This is a genomic window from Bacillus sp. FSL E2-8868, assembly GCF_038005505.1.
Classification (GTDB): Bacteria; Bacillota; Bacilli; order Bacillales; family Bacillaceae_G; genus Bacillus_A; species Bacillus_A mycoides.
In genome coordinates this window covers 127,645-152,147 of record NZ_JBBOTI010000004.1, presented here as the reverse complement: position 1 = coordinate 152,147, position 24,503 = coordinate 127,645, and the positions used below count along the sequence as shown (strand labels likewise).

Here is a 24,503-nt window from a genome sequence, read left to right as displayed (position 1 = left end):
ATGTTAAACATTGAAAAATTCCATTTGAAATGTATAGAAAAGAAAGATTTAAATCTTATTTTAAAGTGGAGGAATACAGAAGAAATTCGTTCTGTTATGTACGAAGATCATAAAATAACAATAGACGAACACTATAAATGGTTTGAAAAAATAAAATATGATGAAACAATGATTGCAAGATTACTAATATATAAAGAAAAGCCAATTGGATTTGTTAATTTTACAAAAATAAATAAAATAGATCGAACTTGTAATTGGGGATTTTATATAGGAGACAAACAGAGTGTAAGGCGTGCTGGAACTGTATTAGGTATAGTAGCATTAGACTATATTTTTGAAACAAATGGCATACAAAAAGTATGTGCAGAAATATTAGAATCAAATCGTATTAGTTTAAACTTTCATCAGAAACTCGGCTTCCAGGAAGATGGAAGATATGTGAACCATATTTTCAGGGATAATGAATTTATCGACGTTATTACAATGACCCTTTTTTATGAACAATGGATGGAAAGGAAAGAAGCTATAAAAAAAGAAATTGAAGGTGAAAAATATGAGTAATTTATATATCGGGGGTAGAGAGATTGGCAATAGCTCGCCACCATTTATTATTGCAGAAATGTCAGGGAATCATAATCAATCATTAGATAGAGCCTTGCAAATTGTAGAGGCAGCAGCAGAGGCTGGAGCACAAGGATTTAAAATTCAAACATATACACCAGATACAATGACTTTAAATATAGAAAATGGTGATTTTTTAATTCAGGATACGAAAAGCTTATGGAAAGGTAAAACACTTTATCATTTATATAAAGAAGCATATACACCATGGGAGTGGCATAAACCCATTTTTGATCGCTGTATAGAATTAGGAATGATACCATTTAGTACTCCATTTGATGAAACTGCTGTAGATTTTCTAGAATCATTGAATGTTTCTTGTTATAAAATCGCATCTTTTGAAAATACTGATATTCCCCTCATACGTAAAGTAGCAACGACAGGAAAACCAATAATCATTTCGACAGGTATGGCTTCTATTGCTGAATTAGATGAAACAGTAAGAGCTGCGAGAGAAGAGGGATGTAAAGAATTAATTCTATTAAAATGTACAAGTACGTATCCTGCATCTCCGAAATCTACAAATATAGCTACGATACCTCATATGAAGGAGTTATTTAAATGTGAAGTAGGTTTGTCTGATCATACACTTGGGGTAGGAGTATCTGTAGCGAGTGTCGCCTTGGGAGCCACAGTAATTGAGAAACATTTAACGCTTTCGAGATCGGATGGAGGAGTTGACGCTGATTTTTCAATGGAACCTGCTGAATTTAAATTATTAGTAAGCGAAACTGAAAAAGCATGGGAATCTTTGGGAAAAGTATATTATGGCCCTACTGATTTAGAAAAAGATTCTTTAAAATTTAGAAGGTCATTATATGTTGTAGAAAACATAAAAGCGGGAGAGGCTTTCACGATAGAAAATATTAAAGCTATTAGACCAGGTAATGGCTTATTACCAAAACACCTATCCAAAATTATCGGAAAGAAAGCGAATAAGGACATTGAAAAAGGAACGCCTGTTTCGTGGGATCTTATTTGATAGGGTACAATTAGATACTACTAGGAATTCGTTGAATAAATTAAAATGCCTTTTCAATTTAATGAAAAGGCATTTTAATTTATTCAGAATGATTATAGAAGAAAAGATATTTTTAATTTAATAACCTAATGAAGTTGTGATTGTAAAATAGTCGTAATAAAATGGATTCTCTCATGAAAAGTATGCTGTGTAATAACTTTTGTATGAATTTTTTCGACCATTAATCTTTTCGAAATCGTATCATTCAAATGAAAAGATACTTTATTTAAACAGTCCTCAAAGCTATTATAGGATATAATTTCATCTTTATTGAAGAAAGATGAAAGGTCAGATTTTTCTTCTATAATTTGAAAGCCTTGGCAAGCTGCAATATCAAACGTACGATTATTAATGGTACTATTTTTCACTTTATTTTTATTTTTATTCTGTGAAAATAGATGACTACGATGAGGGTTTAATATAAGACTAGCGTTATTATAATAGAGTGCAACTTCTTGAGGTGGAATCCATTCTTCTATAATTTTAATTCTTCGGTGATTCCGCCATTTTTTAATTAACTTATTTCTCCAGTGTTGACCAATAACAGTATAGTGATAAGGGGTTTTTTCCAAAAGAAACTGCATCAATTTTACTCGGGTTGGATAAGGATATCCAATGAACAATATTTCACTTTTATATTTCGAATTTCTTAGACCAGGCTTAAATACATCTATATTAGTTGCTAATGGTAAGTGGTATACATTGGTATATCCTAAACCTGAATAATATTTAAGTGCTTCACTATCAATAGTAAATATAAAATCAAAGTTATTTAATAGAAGAAGAGAGGTATCTATATAAAATGGGTCCTCTGTTAACCAGACAGCTAATTTAATGTTCCTTTTTTTAAAATATTGAATTGCTTTTTGTGGTAGATGATTACCTAATAAGGTGAAAACAATATCAGGATGAAACGTTGCCGTAATGAAATCCAATTGCTCTATTAATTCACTCGGCTGTACTGCTAACAATTCGAAATTTTGATCGATAAGTGTTCTCTGTATGCTTTGATCTAGATATTGATAGATTTTTGAGTAACCAGAAGTAATGTATAAGAGTTTCATATTTCAATCCCTGCTTTAGGTTTAAAATATATTATGAGATAAATGTAACACTTTCTATTTCTTTACAACTGATCTTAGTAATACTTGTAGTAGGAGGAGTAACTGAATTTTCCTCTTCTAATGTGACGATACAAGTATTAGGGTTAAAATTTGTAAAAATAGCAGGTCCAATAATATTTCCAGATTTACCAGTCACAGTAACGACTTCGCCTGGTTGTAAATTTTTAAAAATACTACATACTCCACCTGAACAACGAAAAAAATTACATAAGAACAAATTTATCCCTCCTTTAAACAATATACTATATCATATGAAAGTATGTAGAGGGATGTGTAGACAAGTAACCTTTAGAAGGGAAAAAATTCAGTTTAAAGCAACTTATTGAAATGATAGATACAATGGAATAATACATTTTGGAGCATTTTGATTAGATTATCCATAGTTAAGACATTCATTAGAATGTCTTAACTATGGATTGAACTTTAACCACCTGAAGCATCTTAAGGGGTGGTTAAAGTAACACTTTCAATATCTTCACAACTTATGAATATAGTATTGGTAGAAGAGGGGGTTATCACATCTTCTTCAACTAATACAACCGCACAAGTATTCGCAATGAACTGTGAAAAAGTAGCAGGACCAATAATTTGACCTGATCTAGTGGTAATTGTAACAACTGTTCCCTTTGGCCATGAAGAGAATATAACACAAGCTAAACCTGTACATGCTGCCATATTTAAACCCTCCTAACTTTAAGTTTTGATTGATATAATACAGTCCAAACATTTTATATTGTATGTGGTAGCAATATGAACTGTTTGGACTAATAAAAAACTAGAATTATATAAAAACGTAAAAACAGTAAGTGGTATCACTAATATGAAAAATGTAATAAAAAAACATGAGGAAGAACCTTGTGTTAATCTAAAAGTGGATTATTGTGATGATAAAAAAAATAAGCTTGTAAGAGCATCTGCTTTTAGAGCTGTGAGTAAAGTTAATCAAAATGTACCAGCAAATACTTTTGTTAAAGTCTTATTCCAAAATGAGTTCCTTCTTAAAGAAATGGGATAAAACAGGGAAATGGACAGGGCCGACTGATATGCGAGAAATATATAGGCTAGGAAGAGAAGTTTGGGATGCAACTCATTTACAGCAAAAAGAAAACTAAACAGAAGTGTTATCTGAAAACAAAAAAAGAGCGCATAGATGAGCGCTCTTAGTAAAGTAGACTATATGAGTCTTGGATTAGTATATAATAATATATGCTAATTTCGTTTAAGTGTGTAAACAAAATTAAATAAAAAGAGCACATATTTGAACTACTCACCACTTCAAATAGTCCGTTAGGACGTTAAGTGGTGAGTAGTTCAAGGATTTGGGCAGATTCTTATGTGAGATAGCATAAGAGCCTGTTTGCATGCTCTACCTTTCTTTATGTACAATAAGGATAATAGAACGTATTTTGAAATTAAAGTAAATATATATAAATATACAGAACTTATGTTAAATACAAATTTGTATTCTATTCATGAGCAAACATATAGAAGAAAGTAGACGCTCATTATCGTAGTACGTCTAATCGAAAAGCATTGCTGAAGATTTTGGCAGTGCTTTTTCTAAATCAACTTTTTGATATTTTTCATTCTGCTCACAATATATAAAAGTTAACGAAAATTCAGATGGTTTTTAAGTGTAATCATTAATATTACTTTGTTCCATTCATATTCTTAGTTCTATCTTTTAAATGCTAAACTTCCATATCATTTAGATTTTAGCATTTCATTGTCATACGCAAACACTGTATATCGTAAATTGTCTTCCTCATTCCATCGATGCTAAATAAAATTAAAGAATTTAATCCCAATCCAACGGGAAGTTATAAACGGTAGCTAGATGTAATTGATGAATATTGTTATACCATAACCGAAAGACAAGATCGTTGTCCAAATGCAGGAATTATTCGATTAAACGAACCACAGTATCGTTATTTAACACAACGTGAGTGTTGGAGATTACTAGGATTCAATGATGAAGATTATGAACTTATGCTAAAGGAGTTTCCAACAAAGCCAGGAAAGCGAAATGCAACGTTATATGCATTAGCTGGCAATAGTATTGTAGTTGATGTTCTAGAAGCGATATTTGAAGAGTTGCTTGATATGCTGCAGGGTCAATTGATAGCTAGTTAATTATAAAAATTCATTTTGTATGTAATAAAAAAGCCCTCTTTTAATGAGAGGGTATATGAGTGAACGTGCCTTATTAAAAGGTGACAAGCTAATAAAAAATAAGAGAGCAGCTAGCAAAAGCTACCTGCTCAACCCTCAGAGAAAGGGAAAAAGAACATTACAGAGGTCACTGTGAATTCAAGCTGTATCAGCCCATTTATAGTATAGGACATAATTCAGAATTTTATTCGGACGAATAGAAAAGAGCACCTTCGAACAGTGCTCTTTCATGAAGGTTATGCGGAAATAAAATGAAGAGCTTACTCATAAAAAGGATGGCACAAAATAATATATGAACGTTTATCTAATGGGTGACAGTGAAATAAAAAGAGCAGCTAGCAAAAGCTAACTGCTCGCCTCCAAGGAAAGAGAGAAAGAGTTTGGGTTCTACAAATCGATTATAGCTGTTTAACAGCCTATCTATAGAGTGGCCGGGATTTATAATTTTATTCAGACAAACAAAAAGAGCAGTGAGTTTTCACTAACTGCTCGGTATCTCCAAAGGGGAACAAGGAGAAAATCAAGTGTCATATACAGTATTGACAGTATATTGAGTTTTATCCAAGTGGAGCTTATTTTTTGAATGTAATTTAGGGTTGGTTCCAGAAAAGTGACATACCGCCAAAATAGAAAATTATTAAAAGGACAATTACTATGAAAGCAATTAAAGAAACTTTCCTCCATAAATTTTTCATTAGTAGACCTCCTTTATGAAGAATATTAACACTTTTCCAGAATCTGAACAAAATAATCCTTTGTGCGACACGTTTCCTCATAAGTGTGCAAACACGAAGTAGGAGGGTTATTAATTTGATAACAACAACTGTTTGACTGAAAGTAGGAATGAAAGCCGTCAGGTTGAGCTGAAACTACTTATCTAATACTCCTACATGCAAGGCGTGATAGTAGTCACAAATTGTATGTAGCTAGGTGAAGTCGGCTGAACAAAACCTAAGTGAGAAATCATATGGTAATGGATAGGTCGGGATGCTACAAAATATCTATGGTGAGAATGTCTAAAATAACGGACTGGCGAACTTGCGAATGTACGGGTCTAAATTATTAATACAATAGAAATTTGTATGTCGTCAATGATGACGTTATCTACCGAAAAGTAAGAGTAAAGGATACGAAATTCGGAACATCTAACGATGAGGGTGTAAAGATAACAGGCTTAAAGCAAGCACCTAAGGATATATGTATAGCTAAGTCAATCGGAACGTGGTAAGCAAGAAACTGTCACCAACGCCTACTAGCGGACAGATGCATATAAGGTTCTAACGAACCGAAATTGCTTCATTCTTGTGAAGGTGGGGACAAAGTACCGACGAAGCATGTAACGAATGTGGAGGGATAGTCCCTAGTCTTGTTCTTTGAAAACTAAATTAACTAGATTTAACTCACAGGATCGAGTAAGATGATGGGACTTTTCGTAAGAAAGGGGAAATAATACATCGGTGAGTACAACATTACGACATGCAGAATATTACGATATACAAAAAGTGTTCGATGATTTATACCAACGTAGTGAAAATAACGCTACTAAAGGTGTAAATCTATATAAATACATCATATCAAAAGAAAATATTCTATTGGCATATAGAAGTATAAAGGCTAACAGTGGTTCTAAAACTGAAGGAACAGATGGTATCACAATCGACCATTATAAAATGGAAGATGTAAAGTCCTTCGTTGACGATATTAGAAAAACTCTCACAAATTACAAACCAAATACGGTACGTAGGGTAGAAATACCTAAACCTAATGGGAAGAAACGCCCATTAGGAATCCCTTACAATGAGAGATAGATTGATTCAACAAATGTTCAAACAGGTTCTAGAACCAATATGCGAGGCAAAATTCCACAAGCATTCATATAGATTCAGACCTAACAGGTCAACACACCATGCAATGGCTAGGTGTCAATATCTGATAAACAGAGGAAGATTTAGTCACGTAGTAGACATTGATATATAAGGTTTCTTTGACAACGTGAACCATTCCAAGTTATTAAAACAACTATACAACATAGGCATAACTGATAAAAGGGTGCTGACAATTATCTCTAAAATGTTAAAAGCACCAATCGAAGGAAAAGGTATTCCTACAAAAGGAACTCCGCAAGGAGGAATCCTAAGCCCATTACTTAGTAATGTTGTATTAAACGATTTGGATTGGTGGATATCTAGGCAATGGGAGAATATTAAAACAAGAAGACCATACACAACAGCAACCAAAAATCCATTGCTGATAAAAACAAAATTGAAGAAAATGCATATCGTTAGATACGCAGATGATTTTAAAATATTTACTAACAATCATCAATCTGCAATCAAAATATTCCATGCAGTAGAAGGTTATCTTAAAAATCAATTAAACCTTAATATATCTAATGAAAAATCGACTATAACTAACCTAAAAAGAAAATCTTCCGATTTTCTGGGGTTCTCTATCAAATCTGTTAAAAAGCGCGAAAGATATGTGGCAAACACACATGTAAGCGAGAAAAAGAAAAAGGATATCCTTGAAAAAGCAAAGACAAGGATTAAAGCAATTCAAAAAAGCCCATCAGGGAAAACAGTACAGGACTATAACTCTTATGTGCTTGGTATAAAAAATTATTACAAAATTGCAACACATGTAACTATAGACTTTGCTGAAATAGCCTTTCGTCTCTCGAAAACTTTGTTTAATCGTCTAAAATCAATAGGGAAATATAAGATTCCTACCAATGCGAATGCATTATACAAAAGAACTCATAGGAACAATTATAGAACCTTTGAAATAGCAGGCAATCATGTATATCCACTAGCGGACATACAAACACGATTCCCTCAAAGTTTTAGTCAAGACATATGCAATTATACTAAGCAAGGAAGACAAAAACTCATCAAAAGCCTAAAAGGTAACATTGCCAATGAAATGCAAAAGATGTTGCTATCCTCCAATAAAGGACAAAGCATGGAGTATACAGATAACAGAATATCCAGGTATTCCATGCAAAATGGTAAATGCGCTGTCATCGGAATCTTCTTAATAGCTGAAGATGTGCACTGTCACCATAAAATACCGAAAGGTATGGGAGGAACTGACGAGTTTAATAACCTGATTATTGTACATGAATTTGTCCACAGATTGATTCACGCTACAAATGACGAGACGATTAGAACATATATGAGAATTCTTCAATTGAACGATAAACAATTGAAGAAAATAAACAAACTCCGTAAAGCTTGTAATCTAGTTACTTTAGTATAAAAGGATAAGATGGGGCGCTGTATGCGATGAAAGTCGCACGTACAGTGCTAAGCGGGGGAAAAGATGGAGATAACTTCAAAGTCTTACCTATCGCAACTAGTTTAGCTGTAGTTTGACAAAAAAGGACCTGCTATAAATAGCAGGCCCTTTCCTAAAATGGCAAAGAGTAACTCTTACCTTACTCTTCTCTAAATATAATATATCACTTTAATTAATAACGAAATATATTGATTTTAAATTTTTTTATGTATTTTAAAAAATGAGAATATGCCCTAGTGCGGCGCACGACTAGGGCATAAAAGTTAGTTGGTAAATATCTTCATAATTAATACTAACACATTATTTACATGTAATATATACAAATTATAATATTTAAATACATTGCAATGAATTTTTATGAAAACTTCATTTTGGACTAAAGGAGGATGAATATGCGTATCAAATAGTAATCACCGTTAGTATTTTAAATACAGCTGAATTAGAAAATAGTGTTCTTAAGATAAATATCTTGAGAACACTATTTTTTTAGAGCTACTATTGTCATCACTATAAAGTAGTATACAATCTTTAAAACAAAAAGGGCTTAATCAAACATAGAAATTTCATTTTGGGGGCAACTTGTTCTGTTAGGTTGATGGGCATGTATGGTGACCCCTAATAGATAAATAAGGTGATAAAGCAATGGATAAACAGCAGCGAGATAAAGAAGAACGAGAAAACATCATCAAAATGATACGAGATTTAAAGGCTAGAGGAGTACATAACAGCGCGGAAGCTATTGTAAATCATCATGGATACATCGTTTTAGCGGAGTTAATTAAATAGAAGAGCCCCGAGCAAAGGGATGTTGAGGGATTCGGGGCTCTCTAATATGAGTTGTACCGAGAATGAAGGGACTCGGTAAAGTTATATTATCATAATTTTCAAAAATAAAAAGTGGTAAATGTGTCCAATTGAAAAGTCCTTAGAAGAGTATATCACTCTAGCTAAATAGAGAGGGGAATGGGAATTGAATAAAGATGAATTGAATCTAGAGAGTTTTGGTCAACAGCTAATAATTACTGGTCTTGCGAGATTAGTTGAGGAAGAAGATTATACGCCACATGAAGCATTTCAACTGTTAGAAACGATTAAAAGAAATACGTTCCATACGCTTTTAGAACTAAAAAAAGAGTCTAAAGCTAAATAAAAAATGAGCCATGAGTGTGAAACTCAACGGCTCATTTTATAAGGGTAAGGTCGAATTGGCGACCTTACAAACTTATAATACCACAAATTCACAAATATAGACAAGCCTTCTCTCGTCTGAATATTCAGTAATCTACTGGTATCTCCCACCTAGCAAATGGGTTCCTGGATATTCCGATGCGCGAAGCATCAGAAAGGAGTGAGAATAATGTATCCGCTAGCTAAAAACTAGCATAATAAAAAGCCCGTACAGAAGCACAGGCCGGTTGTAACACAACGGTAATTACATTTTAACAGAATAGTTAGAAATTATCAAAACAAAATAAAAAAACGACTTACCCCTAAGACGGTTTGGATATTAAAAATGAAAAAACGCCCAGTTGGGAGACAGGGCGTTTCTCGAAAAGTCGAAAGATTAAGATGCCTTCATTATATCACATCGACTTTTCGTAGTAAATAAGGAGGAATGTGGAAATGAAAGTTTTAACAAATCAAACCTTGTATCAATGTGATCATTGCGGAAAACGCCTACTTACAAAACACGGCGCAAAAGTCCATGAAGAACAATATTGCTCAGTGGTTCTAGAAAGGAAAAAAAAAGAAAAACAAGCTAAATGCAAGCACAAAAACATAGATACGCATTATGGATACATCCCTGGTGAAGCAGTTATGGAACCGCAGTATGACTATTGTGTAGATTGCGGGAAAACAATCGGATGGGGTGAAAGATGTGGTTGAAATTAAAGATAAACATGTAGAACGTGCAATCGAAACTTTAAAACAAATGTCTGATAAAGAACAAGACAGTGTGAAAAAGATAGATCTTGACTATGTAATCACAGTTTTAACAAATAAACCACATGGCGAAATGCCGTTCTAGGAGGAAATAAACTATGAAACTTTATGACTTAACAAATAATTACCGCGAACTACAAATGATGATTGAGGATGGCGTAGATCCATCAGCATTGGAAGATACATTACAAGCAATTGAAGAAAGCATTCAAGATAAGGCGCAAAATATCGCTCTATTAATCCGCAACCTTGAAGCAGATACAGAAGCTATCAAGTTAGAAGAAAAACGATTAGCAGACCGTAGAAGAGCGGTAGAAAACAACTGTAAGAGCTTAAAAGATTACTTATATCAGCAAATGATCTTATTAGGGGTCACCATACATGCCCATCAAGTTAAAAATAAAAAGTACCCCCAAAACGATAAAAATGAATCTTGTTGCTATAAAAGACAAAAAAAATTTCGTTCTGGGGGCATTATAAATATTAACTTGATAACGGTGGACTAGTGAATATTCTTAAGTTGAAGGTGCAATTTCTTTCTAATTAAATCGGTATTCTCCTAGGAAATTACTATGTTTCCATCCTAATGAAGAAATATGTTTTAATAGTTCTTCATCAAAAATCAAGTCATTTCACTTCCGTCTAAATATATCTATAGAAATGGCATCAAAAACCTAATTGAAATTAAATAAGGAATGTTATTTTATTTTGTGCGAGTTTGACCTACTATTTTGTATGTGATCTACTTTCTATCTTATAACAATCCGCCAATATATCTTTTAAATATTCCTTATATTTGGAGCGTAGCATTTCTGGAGAAATGATTTTAATTTCTTTACCGAAATACAAAAAATACTGAACTAGAAAATCTATCTCCTTTTCTCCAAAAGTCCCAATAATGTATTTATTTTGTTCTTCTTGAAGAGATATGTTATCGTAAATGCGTTTATAGAACTGTTCGACCCCTTTATCACTAACTTTGACTTTAAAAGAAAAAGGGCGTTGTGTATTGAATTGTTTTCTAAATAAAGAACTAATTGTCTCTTCAGTAAAAGGAATGCTTTCTTTATCTTTATACTTTACGGATTGAATATAGTCACAACGAAAATTTCGAAATTCGTTTTTGTCTAAATCCCAACTAAAGCAATACCAATTTCCATCCGTGATTAATAATCTTAGGTGTTGAATGACTCTTTGATTGTTGCCATAGCGACAATAACTGATTTCTATTACCTTTTTATTGAATATTGCAGAGAAAAGTTCTCCTAAAAAGGGAGACTCTTTTTTTGATTTGTTCCTACAAATTGGATGACTTGATCCGCCTGTTGAACCATTTCTTTTTGCTTCTTTGGCAGTATAGCTAATAGTTTTTCTTTAATTTCTTTGTAGTCTTTATCAAATGGAGTTTTTAGCAATGTTTTTAATAGTTGTAGCGAAAAGAATATAGAATGTAATTCATTATTACTAAAATAAATTGGTGGTAGAAGTTGATTTTCTAACACGTGATATCACCATGACTTCCCTTTTCAGAATAAAGAGGAACACCTAGTTCTTCTAAGGAAGAAATGTCTCGTAAGGCGGTACTTCTAGAAATATCGAATTCTCCAATCAAGTCGTTAAGGTTAAAATTCTTTTTTGAATTGATATAGATCATTTCTTGAATGAGTCGCTCGTCTTTTTTCATAAAAAGCTCCTAATGGTATCATGTTTTGATACCATTCTATCATATACTGAAGGTATCAAAAATAAAGGTGTGAAAGTATTATGAAACAGTACTCTAATGCTGAAGAATTAATTGAATCAATCGATAAAGCCTATAAGAAATTTATTGAAGAATTTAAGGTGATTCCTGAAGAGTTGAGAGATAAACATATCTCTGAAGTGGATAAATCTCCTTCTGAAATACTTTCTTATCAATTGGGGTGGATCAACTTGTTGTTATCGTGGGAAAAAGACGAACAATGTGGACTTGACGTACAAACGCCCACTCCAGACTACAAATGGAATAACTTAGGTAAACTTTATCAATCTTTTTATGAGCAGTACGGTGTTTTAACTTTAAAACAGCAGGAGGAAGAATTGACAAAGTTAGTTCGAAAGTTAGTCGATTGGATAAATGATCTTTCTGAAAAAGAATTATTCCAATCAGAACAAAGAAAATGGGCCACAACAAAAGCAATGTGGCCTGTTTGGAAATGGGTGCATATCAATACAGTTGCTCCATTTACGAATTTCAGAACTAAAATTCGTAAATGGAAAAAAATAGTTTTATAAGTAATTTAAGAAAAGTAAGTATCCAGAAAGTTAGACAAAAGACAATAAAGTCCATTTCTTATACACTAAAAGAAATGGACTTTATTTATTTGAATTTTCTTAGTGTACGAAATTCGCGCTTTGTTGAAGGAACCTCATCGCTATCAAGCTAATAAAAAGAAAGAGAAATGATTATATGAAAACATCACTTCTCTTTCTTTTTATTTACGAGTGGCTCCAAAAAGAAGGAATGGTTGCCGTACCCCATAAATGATTACTTTTTCATCCATGTATCTACTAATTTTTTATTCTTTTTTATCCATTTTTCAGCGGCCTGTTCAGGGTCATTCGATTCATTAATCATGGTCATCAACGTTCCGAGTTGCTCATCGGTCATGTTCCAGTTATCAAAATACTTTATAAGCTCTGGATAATCTTTTTCAAATCCTTTACGAACAGAGTAATAAATATCATCTTTTTCTCCATACACCTTTTTAGGATCTTTTAAATATTTAAGATCAAACTCTGAAAAAGCCCAATGTGGATTCCATAATGTTACTGCAATGGGTTTCTTTTGATTATATGCTTTTTTTAATTCACTCATCATAGCGGCTTCTGAAGATTGAACAAGATTTAGCTCTATCCCATATTTGTGTATCGCTTTATCTGTTAAGCCCATTAAACTGCTACCAGGTTCAATACCAATAATTTTATTGTTAAATTTATCCTTATTTGCATTCAAATCCTCAATACTATTGATATCTGTCATGTATGAAGGAACAACTAAACCAAGACCAGTACCTTTATACCACGCTGATTTTATTACAACATCATCCTTATATTTTTCATATAATGGCTTATCAGTAATTGGTAGCCAGACCTCTAAGTTGGCGTCCACATCTCCTCGTGCTACCCCGGTCCAAACGGCTGCCTTTTCTAAATATAACAATTCAACTTTATAACCTTTTTCCTCAAGTAATACTTTCCACATATTTGCGGTAGCTATGTTTTCTTTCCAACTCGTTACACCAATTTTAATTTTTCCCTTTGCATTACTGTTCGCGCCACTACAAGAAGTAGTAATTATGCTAATTAATAATAGTATGCACAGAAGCCATATTTTTTTCTTCATCAAGCTCCTCCTAGTCTCTATGATTAGATATTTCTTCTTTAACTAACGTAGAAAATTATTTCAGTAAAGCTAAATACTTTATAATTATAAATAAATATTTTATAATTATAACTATGAATAATATAAACTAACTATTAATAGCTTAACAAAAAAATAAAAAAAAGTCTTTGATGAACTATTGTAATGTACTATTTGGTTTAGAAATAGTTAAAGTATTTGTATAGAGTCAAAGAAAAGGAGTGAAAGAATGAAAGAAACGAAATTACGTGTTGAAAACGTTACAAAAGTATTTGGAAAGAATCCTTCTAAAGGAATCGCTTTACTAGAAGAGGGAAAAAGCAAAGCTGCTATATTAAAAGAAACTGGTATGAATATTGGCGTGAAGCAGGCAAAATTCGATGTTTATGCTGGTGAAATATTTGTCATTATGGGATTATCCGGTAGTGGGAAATCTACACTTGTTCGTATGTTAAATCAGTTAATCAAACCGACTTCTGGCCATATATATATTGATGGTGAAGATATCGCAACAATGGGAAAAGAATCTCTTCGAAAAGTAAGAAGAAACAAAATGAGTATGGTATTTCAAAAATTCGCCTTATTCCCTCATCGAACGGTTTTACAAAATGTTGCATATGGTTTAGAAATACAAAAAGTATCAAAAGAAGAACGAGAAACAAAAGCGTTAGAATCTCTAAAATTAGTAGGTTTAGAAAACAATAAAGATAGTTATCCGGAACAACTTAGCGGTGGTATGCAGCAGCGTGTTGGTATCGCAAGAGCACTAACAAATAATCCAGATGTCCTACTGATGGATGAATCATTTAGTGCGTTAGATCCGATTATTCGAAAAGAAATGCAAAATGAATTATTAGAACTGCAAGATAAAATGAAAAAAACGATTATTTTTATTACACACGATCTAGATGAAGCACTCCGAATTGGTGATCGTATTGCTTTAATGAAAGACGGAGAAATTGTTCAAATTGGAACACCAGAAGAAATTATGGTGAGCCCTGCAAATGAATTTGTAGAGCAATTTGTTGCTGATGTAAATTTAGGAAAAGTTTTAACCTCTGAATCCATTATGAAAAGACCGGAAACCTTATTAATTGATCGCGGTCCACGTGTTGCACTCCAAATCATGAAAAATGCTAGTGTTTCTAGCGTATATGTAGTGAATAAGAAACATGAGTTTTTAGGTGTCTTAACTGCTGATAATGCTAGTAAAGCTGTTAAAAGACAGGTTCCGATAGCGGATTTATTAGTAACAGACATTCCTCCTGTTTATTTAGATACTCTATTAGAAGAAATGTATATAAAAATGGTTAAGGCAAAGTTACCTCTTCCTGTTCTAGATGATAAACATAGATTACGAGGGATAATAAAGCGTGAAAGTATTATTCAAGCTTTAGCAGGAAATGTAGAGGAAGAGGTGAATGATAATGAATAGTATTCCACGTATTCCTTTAGGAGAATGGGTTGATACACTTGTTACAAGTTTGTATCAGCATTTCGAAGGGTTTTTCAAAGGATTTTCTTTTATTATCGGAGGATTTGTTGATTTATTAACAAATCTATTAATATTTATCCCAGCCATTATTTTTATTACAATCACATGCCTATTAGTTTGGTACACCTCCCGTAAAATTTCACTTATAGTATTTTCTTTAATTGGATTTCTGTTTATCCTTAACGTTAACTATTGGGAACAGACTATGCAAACACTAGCGCTTGTCTTGACGTCTGTTATTATCTCTATCATTATAGGTATACCAATTGGGATTTTGGCATCTCAGAACGAAAGGTTTTCCAAATTTTTAAAACCAACTCTTGATTTTATGCAAACAATGCCTGCATTTGTTTATCTTATTCCGGCAATTACATTCTTTGGTGTTGGAGTAGTACCAGGTATTATTGCATCTGTTATTTTTGCAATGCCACCTACTATTCGCTTTACTGAGTTAGGGATTAGGCAAGTACCAGAAGATTTAATTGAAGCAGCTAATGCCTTTGGTTCAACATCGTCACAGAAACTATTCAAAGTACAGCTTCCACTTGCAACTGGAACAATCATGGCTGGTGTAAATCAGAGTATTATGCTTTCTCTATCAATGGTTGTCACTGCATCTCTTGTCGGTGCACCAGGTCTTGGCGTAGACGTTTATCGGTCGGTTACACAAGTTAATATAGGTATGGGCTTTGAAGCAGGCCTTGCTATTGTAGTAATTGCAATTATATTAGATCGAATTACACAAGGTTTTCATAAAAAATAATTATAATGTACATACTAAAAGTTATCATTTGAAACCGCGAGAAATTTATTGCTTAAAGCTGGTGCAAGTAAGGTAATATTAGTTGGTATTATCCCTTTTAAGTAGAAAGTGTAAAAAGACTACATTCTTAATGTGGAATGTTACACTATACTTGAAGGGATATTTTAATGAAAAAAAACATTTCAAAAATATGCAGATACATTTAAATTGAAAGCTGTACATTTGTATAAAAATGATGGACGGAGTTATGATACGATTGCTAAAGAACTAAGAATGCCAATTGCTACTCCATTGAAAATGTGGGTAAAACAAATTCCCAATGGTAACGCACTTTCTCCATATTCACTTATCCAATGATAAAGAGTATTCGAATGGATAGATAATTCTTTTGAAACCTCTTTCACAAACATATTCTCTTCCAATAGTAATTGGACTGCAGCCAATTTAAATTGACGATTATAGACTTTTCTACTCATAAACTGAATCACCTTTTTCTTTTAACTTAGTGTGCAATTTATTGTAGCATCTCCAATCCTTTTTAATTCCAGTGATATCTATAATGATTAAGGTATGTCATATATTTCTTTATCTCTTGTTTCAACTCAGTAAAACACTCGTAAGGTTTTATATATGCTTTATCTTTCAGATGGCCAAAAAACGATTCTTGTGGTGCTTTATCCCAACAGTTTCCTCTTTTTGACTAATTTCTGGTAGGTAGGACTTGTGTTGTGGGAATCTTAATCAGATTACCATATTCATGAACAGATACATCCGATTATTAATATATTAATGAATACGAGATAGACGAAGAGTAATTTCAATTTCTATTAATGTTTCATGAAGTACTGGATATCTAACCACATTAGTATGGCGAGGATTTAATTTTTAAAAATTAAGAATAGTCAGTCTTAATTCTATTAATTTACTATATATTACATTTATGTAAGTATTGTTATAAGGGCGTTTTTTAAAACTTTCCCCTAATAAAGTTTTGTGTGATATGAACCATAAGTTTGCCGCTTCGGCAAGCTTATGGTTCTTTTTGTTTGCGGCAAACTTATGCTTCCAGGATTTGAAGAATATTTTTAATGTCGCTTTTAAATAAAGTCACGGTGTTTATAAAAAAGACGCGATGTTTTGTCCCTTTGGATCTGTTTATCTAAGGGGATGTTTTTATAGTGAAAAGAAAATCTGAACTGAAAGGCGGATTAAGGAACTGTTGAGCGGCAATAAAGTTACTCCACTAAAAGGCCATCTAATGGAATTAAGGAAAGGTTTATTCAAAGGGAAATTGAAGTTAAGTTATGGCATTTTATTCGATAATCTAGAGTAACTATCTTATGTAAGGAAGGCACTAATATGAGTCTTGGAAATATAAGTACTTGAAAGTTGTACAAAAAAGGTTTAAAGGCATTAGGATAGTTGTGAATATATAATTATGAAACAAAGTGAGTTAGAACTTGTAGAGGAGATGAGAAGATGGCAATTAGTGCAGAGAGGAAGGCCTTAAGATTGATGAGGTTGCGTAGAGTCTGCGGTTATAGTGCGGCAATAGCAGTAACACCTTACCTGCTGATCAAAATTGTATGGACTTTTGGTTTCTTCCTTCCAACCGAGCAAATGGGTGACGCCAGCTGGCGCATTATAAACGCAGTAACCGCCGTTCTCGCTGCGATTGGCATCCTTCTTGCAATGGCGTTTTGCAGGCCATGGGGGGAGCGGCTACCTGCGTGGTTGGTCGCTCTACCCATTTGGGTTGGTACCGGTTTGCTCGTTCCCATTTTGTTGATTGCACCGATTCTGGGCCCTGCAGCTATGATCCGGGATCAAGAAGCAGGTGCCGCCGACTTCTGGGTATACGAGCAGATCTTCGTCATGATCTCACTTTTCGGGATTGGCATCTTCCTGCCGCTTGCATTAGCGGGGTATGCAATGGCACGTTGGCCAGAGGCGCTGAGTGGCACAACCGACTACAAGGAGTTGCCGGGCAATACTTTACAACTACAGATCATCTTAGCTAGGATTGTCGCTGCCGGTTGCATTCTGCTCGGTGTCATCAAGGTGTTTTGGGCAGTTGGTGGCTCTTTTGGCATCGACCAGGCAACTATGGAGGGACGCGATGTATGGTGGTACCTGCTGTCATTGAGTACAGGTGTGTGGTCCTTTGCTGGTGCGTGGGGCATACTGGTGGTATCATCCCGCCGTGGATCAAGGTGGTTTCTACCTCCTATGGCAGCGACATGGATTTCATCGGGAGCGTTGTTCTCCAACAACCTCTATTCCGCCTTATCTTCAGTTCGACTCGATGCGCCACCCTCCCCAGAGTACCCATTGGCATGGTTGTTGACCACACAGGCCGGCATCGTCTTAGGTGTAATAATGGGGATGATTATCCTGCTGGTGCTGCACGAACGCCGTCGAGCCCTTCGAGATGAGTCCAACTGAAGTTGATTACACAGAACCACGGACTATTAAAATTGTGCAAGAGCTCATTTCGCGTGGAGAAGAGTTAGTGTACTTTACAATCGAAGATTTTCGAGAGCAAAAATAATTAGTGGTTTATTCGATTAAAGGGCGCGATTGTAGAGCAAACACAGGTAGAAAAATGATTAAACTTTTTATAAAAAATTATTCACTAGCAACAAATAACCCAAGCATTTTGATCAAACTTTTTTCAAAATGTTTGGGTTTCTTCTGTTGAAAAATCAATTTTTGTAGCATGCTTTTGATCAAACTTTATTACAAACCAACAGCATTCACGGCAAGCTTATGGGTTAATAATTTATCCACGGCAAAGATATGCTTCCTTTTCCCTCGAACAATCAACTAAATCTCCTCAAAAACATGTAATTTCCGGCAAGGATATGCTTCCTTTAGCGGCAACTTTATGGGTAAAGTCACAGAAAGAGTTGTCTCAGTATTCTCCATGTTGTAAATATGCCAAGAAAAGAGAATCCATTTGGGTTCTCTTTTTCTTTTAAATTTGAGTCCTTAACCTCAAATTTAAAAGACGTATTAATAATTGTTATAATTTAACAGGAAAATCACCTTAACATACAGCAAATACAAAAAAGACCGGATATAATATCTGGTCTTTACTTATTATTGATTAACTGGATTTTCACAATATTTCTTTGCAATTGCACTTGCCATATCAATTGCCCTTTGTAGAGTAGCGTGTTTAGAACTAAAATCATAAGGCTCAAATCCAAATTCTTCATAAATTTCAAAGGAGATGCTTGTTACAAGTCTATACTTTGAAGAGATAGCTTCATTATCAATTGTTAAATGGAAATCATAACGATCGTCAAAACATAATAGTTCAACTTTGAATGTATTATGTGTGCTTGCTTGGCGAAATTGATAATACTCAACTGGATATAAATAATCACCTTCATTTTTGTAGTTAAAGTCTTTAAAAAAAATCTTAATCAACGCCCCTCGTGTGTTTTTTGGGATATTTCCTATTTTTATCATAAACTCTTACCTATTACAAAGTACATAATTATTAGATTTATTATTTATAAGCGTTTCAAAAACGATGTTTTTTGATAAATGTAAAATGAACAAAATTTAATCTTTATAAATCGCTTAACTGTGTTATCAAAACTATTGTCAAAATCAAATTAACTTTAACTACCCTTTATGATAAAATTATCTTGTAAAGGTTAGGTGATTTCATGAATTCATACATTTATGGCTACGCAAGGGTAAGTACTCAACGACAAGATTTGATTCGTCAACTAGACATGCTTCAAAATTATAACTGTACTGAAATTTTAACTGAAAAAGTAACAGGTACGAAAAGTGATCGTCCAGAGCTTGCTCGATTAAAAGATAAAATTAGACCAGGTGATACATTAGTTGTTGAAAGCTTTTCTAGATTAGGAAGAAGTACCAAAGATTTAATTGAACTTGTTGATTTTTTTGAGAATAAGGGAGTTAAGCTAATTAGTATCAAAGAGCAATTTGATACTAATACACCTCAAGGAAAATTGATGTTAACAGTATTTCAAGCATTCAGCCAGTTTGAAAGAGACTTAATTTCTCAACGTACTCAAGAGGGACTTGAAAGTGCAAGAGCAAGGGGGAGAGTCGGTGGACGTCCTCGTGTTAAGGATAGCTTCATTCAAAGGGCATTAAAGTTATATGATTCTAAAGAATATAGCATACAAGAAATTGTAAACATGACAGGTATTAGTCAGGCTACGCTTTACCGATACATACGAAAAAATAAATAAACTGAAAAAGATGAATTTGCTTATATAAAGAATTACATTATAAAATAGTAAGAAGAATAGAAAGACAGGGAGAGGAAACCCATGTCCACAAAATTAGTAAATTTACGTATTGATTTCGCTTTTAAACAGTTATTCGGAACGAAGAGATTTTAACTGGATTTCTAAACGCTATCCTAGAAGAATCTTTAGATGTACCTATTGTATCTCTACAATTAGAAGATCCACATCTTCATAAATCTTATGAAGATGATAAGTTATCCATATTAGACTTATTAGCAACATTAGACAATGGCACGCAAGTGAATATAGAGATACAGGCGCGACAAGAAGTCGCTTCATAATAGTGCGTATCCATAGGGATACGCTATTCTAGTTGTCAAGAATATTTCCACCCGAAACAGCGTTGCTAGTAATGGCAGGGTTGGTTGCATGAGGGGATGCATAAGGAAGCGATGAACGTACATTCAATCCGTGCTAGGGAAAGATGAGAAAGGTAAACGACAGTGAATTTTCTTAAGCTTCGTTACTATGAACCTAATGAAAGACGTTGATACATTGGGATTGCGGATGAGAAAAGTGGACTTTGTATGCCGCTGAGGGACAACCTACATATCCGCCGGAGTAGTAGAAGATACCTTCCCTCATCGTATCTATTAGAAGTGGAACTTGGTAAGCCCTATATAATCTGTACGTTGTACAGTAAGGATGTCGTAAGGCAGAATGACGTTATAGAGGGTATGGGATGTTGGGAAAAGCGAAAGTCGCAAAGGCGAAAGATAACAGGAACTCATAACTGTGCGAATAGCATTCAAGGAAAAAAACCTTAATGATGCAACCCGAAAGGGTGCAGACTTCCAACAGGTCTTCAACACGAAAAAAAGCGGAAAGAAACTTTTGCGGAAAGGAAGGAATCTAGTTATGGATACAGCTCACAAGGCGTCGGCTATTCCTTCACTTACAGATTGGTTTACAATCCAGTGGAAAGAAATCGAAAGGTATGTAAGGAAGTTACGACAACGAATTTTTCGTGCCAAACACCAAAATCAAAGTAGAAGAGTGAGAAAATTACAACGCCTTATACTTCGAAGCAAAGCGAATCTATTGTTATCAATTAAAAGAGTTACACAAATAAACCGTGGGAAGCGCACAGCGGGTATCGATGGAGAACGTATATTGACACCTAGGTCTAGGATGGCATTGTTTCAGAAAATGAGCCACCAAAATATTTCATCACATCGTCCAAGAGCAGTAAAGCGCATACACATTCCAAAGAAAAATGGGAAATTACGCCCGTTGGGCATTCCAACAGTTAAGGATAGAATTTGGCAAAATATCGCCAAAAACGCTCTGGAACCAGAGTGGGAGGCAGAATTCGAATCCATTTCGTACGGATTCCGCCCGAAGCGTAGTGCACATGATGCCATAGCGAATGTCTTTAACAAACTAAACTCCAAAAGTAAAAAAGTTTGGGTATTTGAAGGAGATTTTGCCGGATGTTTCGATAATTTAAACCATGACCATATCTTAGAGAAAATTCAAAACTTCCCAGCAAAAGAGGTTGTTAGAAGATGGTTAACATCCGGGTATGTAGATAATGAAGTGTTTCATCCTACAACATCGGGTTCTCCTCAAGGAGGAGTGATTTCACCTCTCTTGGCTAATATCGCTTTACATGGTATGGAGAAAGAGCTCGGTATTAAATACAGTAAGAGTAACACAAAAAGACAAGGTACTACCTATAATATTCATGTCAAATGCACAAAGGCAATGGTTCGTTACGCAGATGATTTTATCATCACTTGTCAAACAAAAGAAGAAGCGGAAGCTTTGTATCAAGAATTAGTACCATATCTTGAGAAACGCGGAATTACATTAGCAACAGATAAAACCCGTGTTACTCACATTACTGAAGGTTTTGATTTTCTAGGTTTTCACATTAAACAATATGTGCAAGGCAAGAATAAATTGTTAATTAAACCGTCAAAAACAAGTATTCCAAAAGCCAAAAAGAAAATAAAAACAACTTTCCAAAAATTGAAAGGAAAATCTGTTTATACGCTATTAACAAACCTAAATTCAGTAATCCGGGGGTATGTGTATTACCGGAGGCATGTAGTATCGAAAAGGGTGTTCTCATCCATGGACTACTTTATATGGGGAAATGTTGTACGACATGTAAAACATTTGCATCCAAAGAAAAGTTGGAAATGGATTGTAAAACAATATTTTCGAAAGCCCAAACATGGAGGACATGATAAGTGGGTTCTCACCTGTCCAAAGACACAGTATCAAATCTATAAAATGATTTGGACTCCTATTGCAAGACATATTGGAATAAAATATAAGAACAGCCCAGACAATCCCGAACTCTCTGACTATTTTGCTAAACGAGATAAAAAAGATTTTGATAACAATAATACGCTAACTCGAATTAAAATCGCAAAGAAACAGAAATATATCTGTTCAATGTGTAAAGAGGCTTTACAAAACGGAGAAGCATTAGAAGTACATCATAAAGTTCCTAAAGCTTATGGGGGGACAAATGAATATAGTAATCTTCAACTTCTACATACATCTTATCATATTCAACTCCATCAAAAGCATCCTATCTGCCGAGAGAGAGCATATATTTACAAGAAAGTGAACAAGCATATTTCATTAACGCCTCGAGAAAGAATTCAGGTAATAGAATGGCGTATGATGGATGACGAACGACTAGCTGTTTGGAATAAAAAGAAGGCTTGAGCCGGATGTTTGGAAACGGACAAGTCCGGTTCTTAGGGGAGAAAGAGTCCGTGAGGACTCCGACTTACCCGACCTTCGAAATACACATGATATGGTGAAGCGATCTTTATATTACTGGAGTAAACTCTATACGTCCCAAATGCAAGAAGGGATGCCGTATCGTTCGCTTCGCAAAACAATTACCATTAACTTATTAGATTTTATATTATTCTCGCAGGATGATTCATTTCATACCGTAGGACAATTATGGAATCCCAAAAAGAAACAGATACTAAGTGATGATATTGAAATTCATTTTGTAGAAATTCCAAAATTGGTCAAACAATGGCATGAAGAAAAAGTAAATCCATGGGAAAATGCATTTGTTCGCTGGATGTTACTATTACCAGCACATGAAGATGAACATTTAACTCAAAAATTGGAGGAGATTGCGATGAATCAAGATCCAATTTTACAAAAGGCAATAAATAAATGGGAAAATATGAGCCATGACTCTTCTTTCCGAACAGCTTATGAAGCTCGTGAAAAGTTACTTCTAGATGAGCAAGCTAAGTTAGCACATGCTCGAGAAGAGGGCTTAGAGGAAGGTATTGAAAAAGGTATTGAGAAAGGGAAAATTCAATTAATTCGTGGTATGCATAAAAATGGTATGCCATTAGAAGACATTGCAAAATTCACAGGTCTAAGTACAGAAGAAATACGAAAATTACTATTATAATACGTATTATTACAAAAACTTTACGAAAAATATCGCAAAGTTTTTTATTTAATTCTTTAAACATCAACTCCTTAAAATGTTTTTTCCTTTTTTAGACAGTTTAATTTTAATTTATATTAGTGTGATTTTAGAAGTAAGTTGTACCGTTTGTAAAAAGTTTGATTAAAAATCCTATATAAGGCCTCACCATACATGTCCATCAACTTAAGAAATGTATACACCCCAATGTTGATTTGAAATAAAGTCGTACCGTTTATATGAAAAATCCAACTTTTCCCTAGCTGTAAGAATCCTGGGATTTTTGCACCAGAACAGTATTATATATCGAGAAAAATAAAAGACAACTCTAATTAAGAGCTGTCTTTTTGTGTAATAAATTTTAAAAAATCCGAATATATACAAACGACTATAATACGTTATGGTTATTATTATAACATGAACGAATAGTATTTTGAATAAAAAATATTTGAATGAGTTTTTGAGCTTTTTGTTAACAATGTTCAAAAATAAACTTTTTGTAAAGGTTTTCTTTGAATATAATTATTTATTTTAAAAATATAATCATGGTTATTGTATTTCAATGGTTTCCTTATAAACCTTAGCTATATATTTTACAAAATCAATAACGGGATAGTGTATGAGTGAACGGTGCTGCGCAAAACGAATCCCTTCTTTTTCTATTTCCGAAATAATTTGTTCGATTTCCAACTCTTTTTGTTGTATTCTATTATAATTTTGATATACAATGTTTTTCCATTGATAGGAAGAACCATGAAAATAACTCTCTCCTTTTACCGTGTGGCTGAATATTATTTCTATTTTTTCTCTACGTTGTTTTTCCTTCATATGCGCTTCCGTTGACTGCATGTTTATCGCCTCTTCCCTTTGTGTTGTATACTGTTTCACAAAATACGGTCTAAATTATCATAGTCAATGTACATTGTTCTTGTTGGGAATTG

At 33.9% G+C, this 24,503-nt stretch carries 23 protein-coding genes and 6 pseudogenes; 18 read left to right on the top strand and 11 right to left on the bottom strand.

All coding sequences use genetic code 11. From position 1 onward, the window contains the following. Together pseH and pseI are read left to right on the top strand one after the other, a co-directional pair. Entirely contained in the window at positions 1 to 561 is a 561-nt protein-coding gene (gene pseH / locus NSS74_RS25810) for a UDP-4-amino-4,6-dideoxy-N-acetyl-beta-L-altrosamine N-acetyltransferase (protein WP_340814563.1), read from the top strand. Further along, positions 554 to 1,603: a pseudaminic acid synthase gene (gene pseI, locus NSS74_RS25805; protein WP_002169371.1), complete on the top strand. Its 1,050-nt coding sequence runs from the start codon at positions 554 to 556 to the stop codon at positions 1,601 to 1,603. The genes pseH and pseI overlap by 8 nt, the downstream gene beginning before the upstream one ends. A gap of 125 nt (positions 1,604 to 1,728) precedes the next feature. On the opposite strand, the gene NSS74_RS25800 is transcribed toward pseI, so the two are convergent. From NSS74_RS25800 to NSS74_RS25790, 3 genes are all read right to left on the bottom strand, one after another. Continuing rightward, positions 1,729 to 2,706, bottom strand: a complete 978-nt coding sequence (locus NSS74_RS25800) for a CgeB family protein (protein ID WP_199627644.1) — start codon at positions 2,704 to 2,706, stop codon at positions 1,729 to 1,731. Between the two features lie 31 nt (positions 2,707 to 2,737). Next, positions 2,738 to 2,983, bottom strand: coding sequence for a CGEA protein (locus tag NSS74_RS25795; RefSeq protein ID WP_328012514.1), 246 nt, complete (start codon positions 2,981 to 2,983; stop codon positions 2,738 to 2,740). A 224-nt stretch (positions 2,984 to 3,207) separates the two neighbouring features. After that, entirely contained in the window at positions 3,208 to 3,441 is a 234-nt protein-coding gene (locus NSS74_RS25790; RefSeq protein WP_002191474.1) for a hypothetical protein, read from the bottom strand. Positions 3,442 to 3,604: 163 nt separating this feature from the next. Between NSS74_RS25790 and NSS74_RS25785 the strand changes: the two are divergent. The 8 genes and pseudogenes from NSS74_RS25785 to NSS74_RS25750 all read left to right on the top strand — a co-directional run. Beyond that, positions 3,605 to 3,757 (top strand): annotated as a pseudogene (locus NSS74_RS25785) (ABC transporter permease); the annotation flags it as partial. An 851-nt stretch (positions 3,758 to 4,608) separates the two neighbouring features. Then, positions 4,609 to 4,899, top strand: a complete 291-nt coding sequence (locus NSS74_RS25780) for a DNA cytosine methyltransferase (protein WP_367633556.1) — start codon at positions 4,609 to 4,611, stop codon at positions 4,897 to 4,899. A gap of 1,496 nt (positions 4,900 to 6,395) precedes the next feature. Then, positions 6,396 to 8,196: pseudogene (gene ltrA, locus NSS74_RS25775) on the top strand (group II intron reverse transcriptase/maturase). A gap of 681 nt (positions 8,197 to 8,877) precedes the next feature. Further along, positions 8,878 to 9,021: a hypothetical protein gene (locus NSS74_RS25770; protein WP_002144241.1), complete on the top strand. Its 144-nt coding sequence runs from the start codon at positions 8,878 to 8,880 to the stop codon at positions 9,019 to 9,021. Positions 9,022 to 9,205: 184 nt separating this feature from the next. Beyond that, positions 9,206 to 9,385, top strand: a complete 180-nt coding sequence (locus tag NSS74_RS25765; protein WP_078177517.1) for a hypothetical protein — start codon at positions 9,206 to 9,208, stop codon at positions 9,383 to 9,385. A 473-nt stretch (positions 9,386 to 9,858) separates the two neighbouring features. After that, positions 9,859 to 10,122 carry a hypothetical protein gene (locus NSS74_RS25760; RefSeq protein ID WP_002169653.1) on the top strand — a complete coding sequence of 88 codons (264 nt, stop codon included), beginning with the start codon at positions 9,859 to 9,861 and terminating at the stop codon, positions 10,120 to 10,122. Beyond that, positions 10,115 to 10,264 (top strand): hypothetical protein, encoded by a 150-nt coding sequence (locus NSS74_RS25755; protein WP_162533051.1) that lies wholly within the window; start codon positions 10,115 to 10,117, stop codon positions 10,262 to 10,264. The genes NSS74_RS25760 and NSS74_RS25755 overlap by 8 nt, the downstream gene beginning before the upstream one ends. Before the next feature lie 13 nt (positions 10,265 to 10,277). Beyond that, positions 10,278 to 10,685 carry a siphovirus Gp157 family protein gene (locus NSS74_RS25750; RefSeq protein ID WP_002169654.1) on the top strand — a complete coding sequence of 136 codons (408 nt, stop codon included), beginning with the start codon at positions 10,278 to 10,280 and terminating at the stop codon, positions 10,683 to 10,685. A gap of 220 nt (positions 10,686 to 10,905) precedes the next feature. Here NSS74_RS25750 and NSS74_RS25745 read toward each other — a convergent pair whose 3' ends face one another. Genes NSS74_RS25745 through NSS74_RS25735 form a run of 3 tightly spaced genes read right to left on the bottom strand, consistent with a single transcriptional unit; the run spans position 10,906 to position 11,863 of the window. Continuing rightward, entirely contained in the window at positions 10,906 to 11,403 is a 498-nt protein-coding gene (locus NSS74_RS25745; protein ID WP_340814678.1) for a WYL domain-containing protein, read from the bottom strand. Between the two features lie 41 nt (positions 11,404 to 11,444). Then, positions 11,445 to 11,681, bottom strand: a complete 237-nt coding sequence (locus NSS74_RS25740) for a hypothetical protein (protein ID WP_340814560.1) — start codon at positions 11,679 to 11,681, stop codon at positions 11,445 to 11,447. Beyond that, entirely contained in the window at positions 11,675 to 11,863 is a 189-nt protein-coding gene (locus tag NSS74_RS25735; protein ID WP_340814559.1) for an HTH domain-containing protein, read from the bottom strand. Before NSS74_RS25735 ends, NSS74_RS25740 begins: the two co-directional genes overlap by 7 nt. Before the next feature lie 80 nt (positions 11,864 to 11,943). Between NSS74_RS25735 and NSS74_RS25730 the strand changes: the two genes are divergently transcribed. After that, positions 11,944 to 12,453 carry a ClbS/DfsB family four-helix bundle protein gene (locus NSS74_RS25730; protein ID WP_002191562.1) on the top strand — a complete coding sequence of 170 codons (510 nt, stop codon included), beginning with the start codon at positions 11,944 to 11,946 and terminating at the stop codon, positions 12,451 to 12,453. A gap of 253 nt (positions 12,454 to 12,706) precedes the next feature. Here NSS74_RS25730 and NSS74_RS25725 read toward each other — a convergent pair whose 3' ends face one another. Then, positions 12,707 to 13,564, bottom strand: coding sequence for a glycine betaine ABC transporter substrate-binding protein (locus NSS74_RS25725; protein ID WP_002187328.1), 858 nt, complete (start codon positions 13,562 to 13,564; stop codon positions 12,707 to 12,709). 247 nt (positions 13,565 to 13,811) lie between these two features. Between NSS74_RS25725 and NSS74_RS25720 the strand changes: the two genes are divergently transcribed. Both NSS74_RS25720 and NSS74_RS25715 read left to right on the top strand, forming a co-directional pair. Next, positions 13,812 to 15,017, top strand: coding sequence for a quaternary amine ABC transporter ATP-binding protein (locus NSS74_RS25720; protein WP_002144231.1), 1,206 nt, complete (start codon positions 13,812 to 13,814; stop codon positions 15,015 to 15,017). Further along, positions 15,010 to 15,840, top strand: a complete 831-nt coding sequence (locus NSS74_RS25715; protein ID WP_002144230.1) for an ABC transporter permease — start codon at positions 15,010 to 15,012, stop codon at positions 15,838 to 15,840. Before NSS74_RS25720 ends, NSS74_RS25715 begins: the two co-directional genes overlap by 8 nt. Positions 15,841 to 16,085: 245 nt before the next feature. Here NSS74_RS25715 and NSS74_RS25710 read toward each other — a convergent pair whose 3' ends face one another. Together NSS74_RS25710 and NSS74_RS25705 are read right to left on the bottom strand one after the other, a co-directional pair. Next, entirely contained in the window at positions 16,086 to 16,316 is a 231-nt protein-coding gene (locus NSS74_RS25710) for a transposase (RefSeq protein ID WP_002144229.1), read from the bottom strand. Between the two features lie 62 nt (positions 16,317 to 16,378). Further along, positions 16,379 to 16,540: pseudogene (locus NSS74_RS25705) on the bottom strand (IS3 family transposase); the annotation flags it as partial. A 779-nt stretch (positions 16,541 to 17,319) separates the two neighbouring features. Between NSS74_RS25705 and NSS74_RS25700 the strand changes: the two are divergent. Next, the gene (locus tag NSS74_RS25700; protein WP_340814558.1) at positions 17,320 to 18,285 is read left to right on the top strand and encodes a hypothetical protein; all 966 of its coding nucleotides are present in this window, start codon (positions 17,320 to 17,322) and stop codon (positions 18,283 to 18,285) included. A gap of 657 nt (positions 18,286 to 18,942) precedes the next feature. Here the strand turns inward: NSS74_RS25700 and NSS74_RS25695 are convergent. Next, complete coding sequence (locus tag NSS74_RS25695; RefSeq protein ID WP_340814556.1) at positions 18,943 to 19,317, bottom strand: hypothetical protein; 375 nt, start codon at positions 19,315 to 19,317, stop codon at positions 18,943 to 18,945. Positions 19,318 to 19,520: 203 nt separating this feature from the next. On the opposite strand from NSS74_RS25695, the pseudogene NSS74_RS25690 reads away from it, so the two are divergent. The 4 genes and pseudogenes from NSS74_RS25690 to NSS74_RS25675 form a co-directional block, all read left to right on the top strand. Beyond that, positions 19,521 to 20,078 (top strand): annotated as a pseudogene (locus NSS74_RS25690) (recombinase family protein); the annotation flags it as partial. 84 nt (positions 20,079 to 20,162) lie between these two features. Next, positions 20,163 to 20,404: pseudogene (locus NSS74_RS25685) on the top strand (Rpn family recombination-promoting nuclease/putative transposase); the annotation flags it as partial. A 595-nt stretch (positions 20,405 to 20,999) separates the two neighbouring features. Next, on the top strand, positions 21,000 to 22,826 hold the full coding sequence (gene ltrA / locus NSS74_RS25680; RefSeq protein ID WP_340814555.1) for a group II intron reverse transcriptase/maturase: 1,827 nt from the start codon (positions 21,000 to 21,002) through the stop codon (positions 22,824 to 22,826). A gap of 73 nt (positions 22,827 to 22,899) precedes the next feature. Beyond that, positions 22,900 to 23,544, top strand: a pseudogene (locus NSS74_RS25675) (Rpn family recombination-promoting nuclease/putative transposase); the annotation flags it as partial. A gap of 567 nt (positions 23,545 to 24,111) precedes the next feature. Here NSS74_RS25675 and NSS74_RS25670 read toward each other — a convergent pair. Beyond that, on the bottom strand, positions 24,112 to 24,411 hold the full coding sequence (locus tag NSS74_RS25670; RefSeq protein WP_033706798.1) for a hypothetical protein: 300 nt from the start codon (positions 24,409 to 24,411) through the stop codon (positions 24,112 to 24,114). Positions 24,412 to 24,503 lie beyond the last annotated feature (92 nt).

Coding starts and splice junctions, on each gene's coding strand:
- pseH (WP_340814563.1), top strand. CDS start 1: ATGTTAAACATTGAAAAATTCCATTTGAAATGTATAGAAAAGAAAGAT.
- pseI (WP_002169371.1), top strand. CDS start 554: ATGAGTAATTTATATATCGGGGGTAGAGAGATTGGCAATAGCTCGCCA.
- NSS74_RS25800 (WP_199627644.1), bottom strand. CDS start 2,706: ATGAAACTCTTATACATTACTTCTGGTTACTCAAAAATCTATCAATAT.
- NSS74_RS25790 (WP_002191474.1), bottom strand. CDS start 3,441: ATGGCAGCATGTACAGGTTTAGCTTGTGTTATATTCTCTTCATGGCCA.
- NSS74_RS25770 (WP_002144241.1), top strand. CDS start 8,878: ATGGATAAACAGCAGCGAGATAAAGAAGAACGAGAAAACATCATCAAA.
- NSS74_RS25760 (WP_002169653.1), top strand. CDS start 9,859: ATGAAAGTTTTAACAAATCAAACCTTGTATCAATGTGATCATTGCGGA.
- NSS74_RS25750 (WP_002169654.1), top strand. CDS start 10,278: ATGAAACTTTATGACTTAACAAATAATTACCGCGAACTACAAATGATG.
- NSS74_RS25735 (WP_340814559.1), bottom strand. CDS start 11,863: ATGAAAAAAGACGAGCGACTCATTCAAGAAATGATCTATATCAATTCA.
- NSS74_RS25730 (WP_002191562.1), top strand. CDS start 11,944: ATGAAACAGTACTCTAATGCTGAAGAATTAATTGAATCAATCGATAAA.
- NSS74_RS25725 (WP_002187328.1), bottom strand. CDS start 13,564: ATGAAGAAAAAAATATGGCTTCTGTGCATACTATTATTAATTAGCATA.
- NSS74_RS25720 (WP_002144231.1), top strand. CDS start 13,812: ATGAAAGAAACGAAATTACGTGTTGAAAACGTTACAAAAGTATTTGGA.
- NSS74_RS25715 (WP_002144230.1), top strand. CDS start 15,010: ATGAATAGTATTCCACGTATTCCTTTAGGAGAATGGGTTGATACACTT.
- NSS74_RS25710 (WP_002144229.1), bottom strand. CDS start 16,316: ATGAGTAGAAAAGTCTATAATCGTCAATTTAAATTGGCTGCAGTCCAA.
- NSS74_RS25700 (WP_340814558.1), top strand. CDS start 17,320: ATGGCAATTAGTGCAGAGAGGAAGGCCTTAAGATTGATGAGGTTGCGT.
- NSS74_RS25695 (WP_340814556.1), bottom strand. CDS start 19,317: ATGATAAAAATAGGAAATATCCCAAAAAACACACGAGGGGCGTTGATT.
- ltrA (WP_340814555.1), top strand. CDS start 21,000: ATGGATACAGCTCACAAGGCGTCGGCTATTCCTTCACTTACAGATTGG.
- NSS74_RS25670 (WP_033706798.1), bottom strand. CDS start 24,411: ATGCAGTCAACGGAAGCGCATATGAAGGAAAAACAACGTAGAGAAAAA.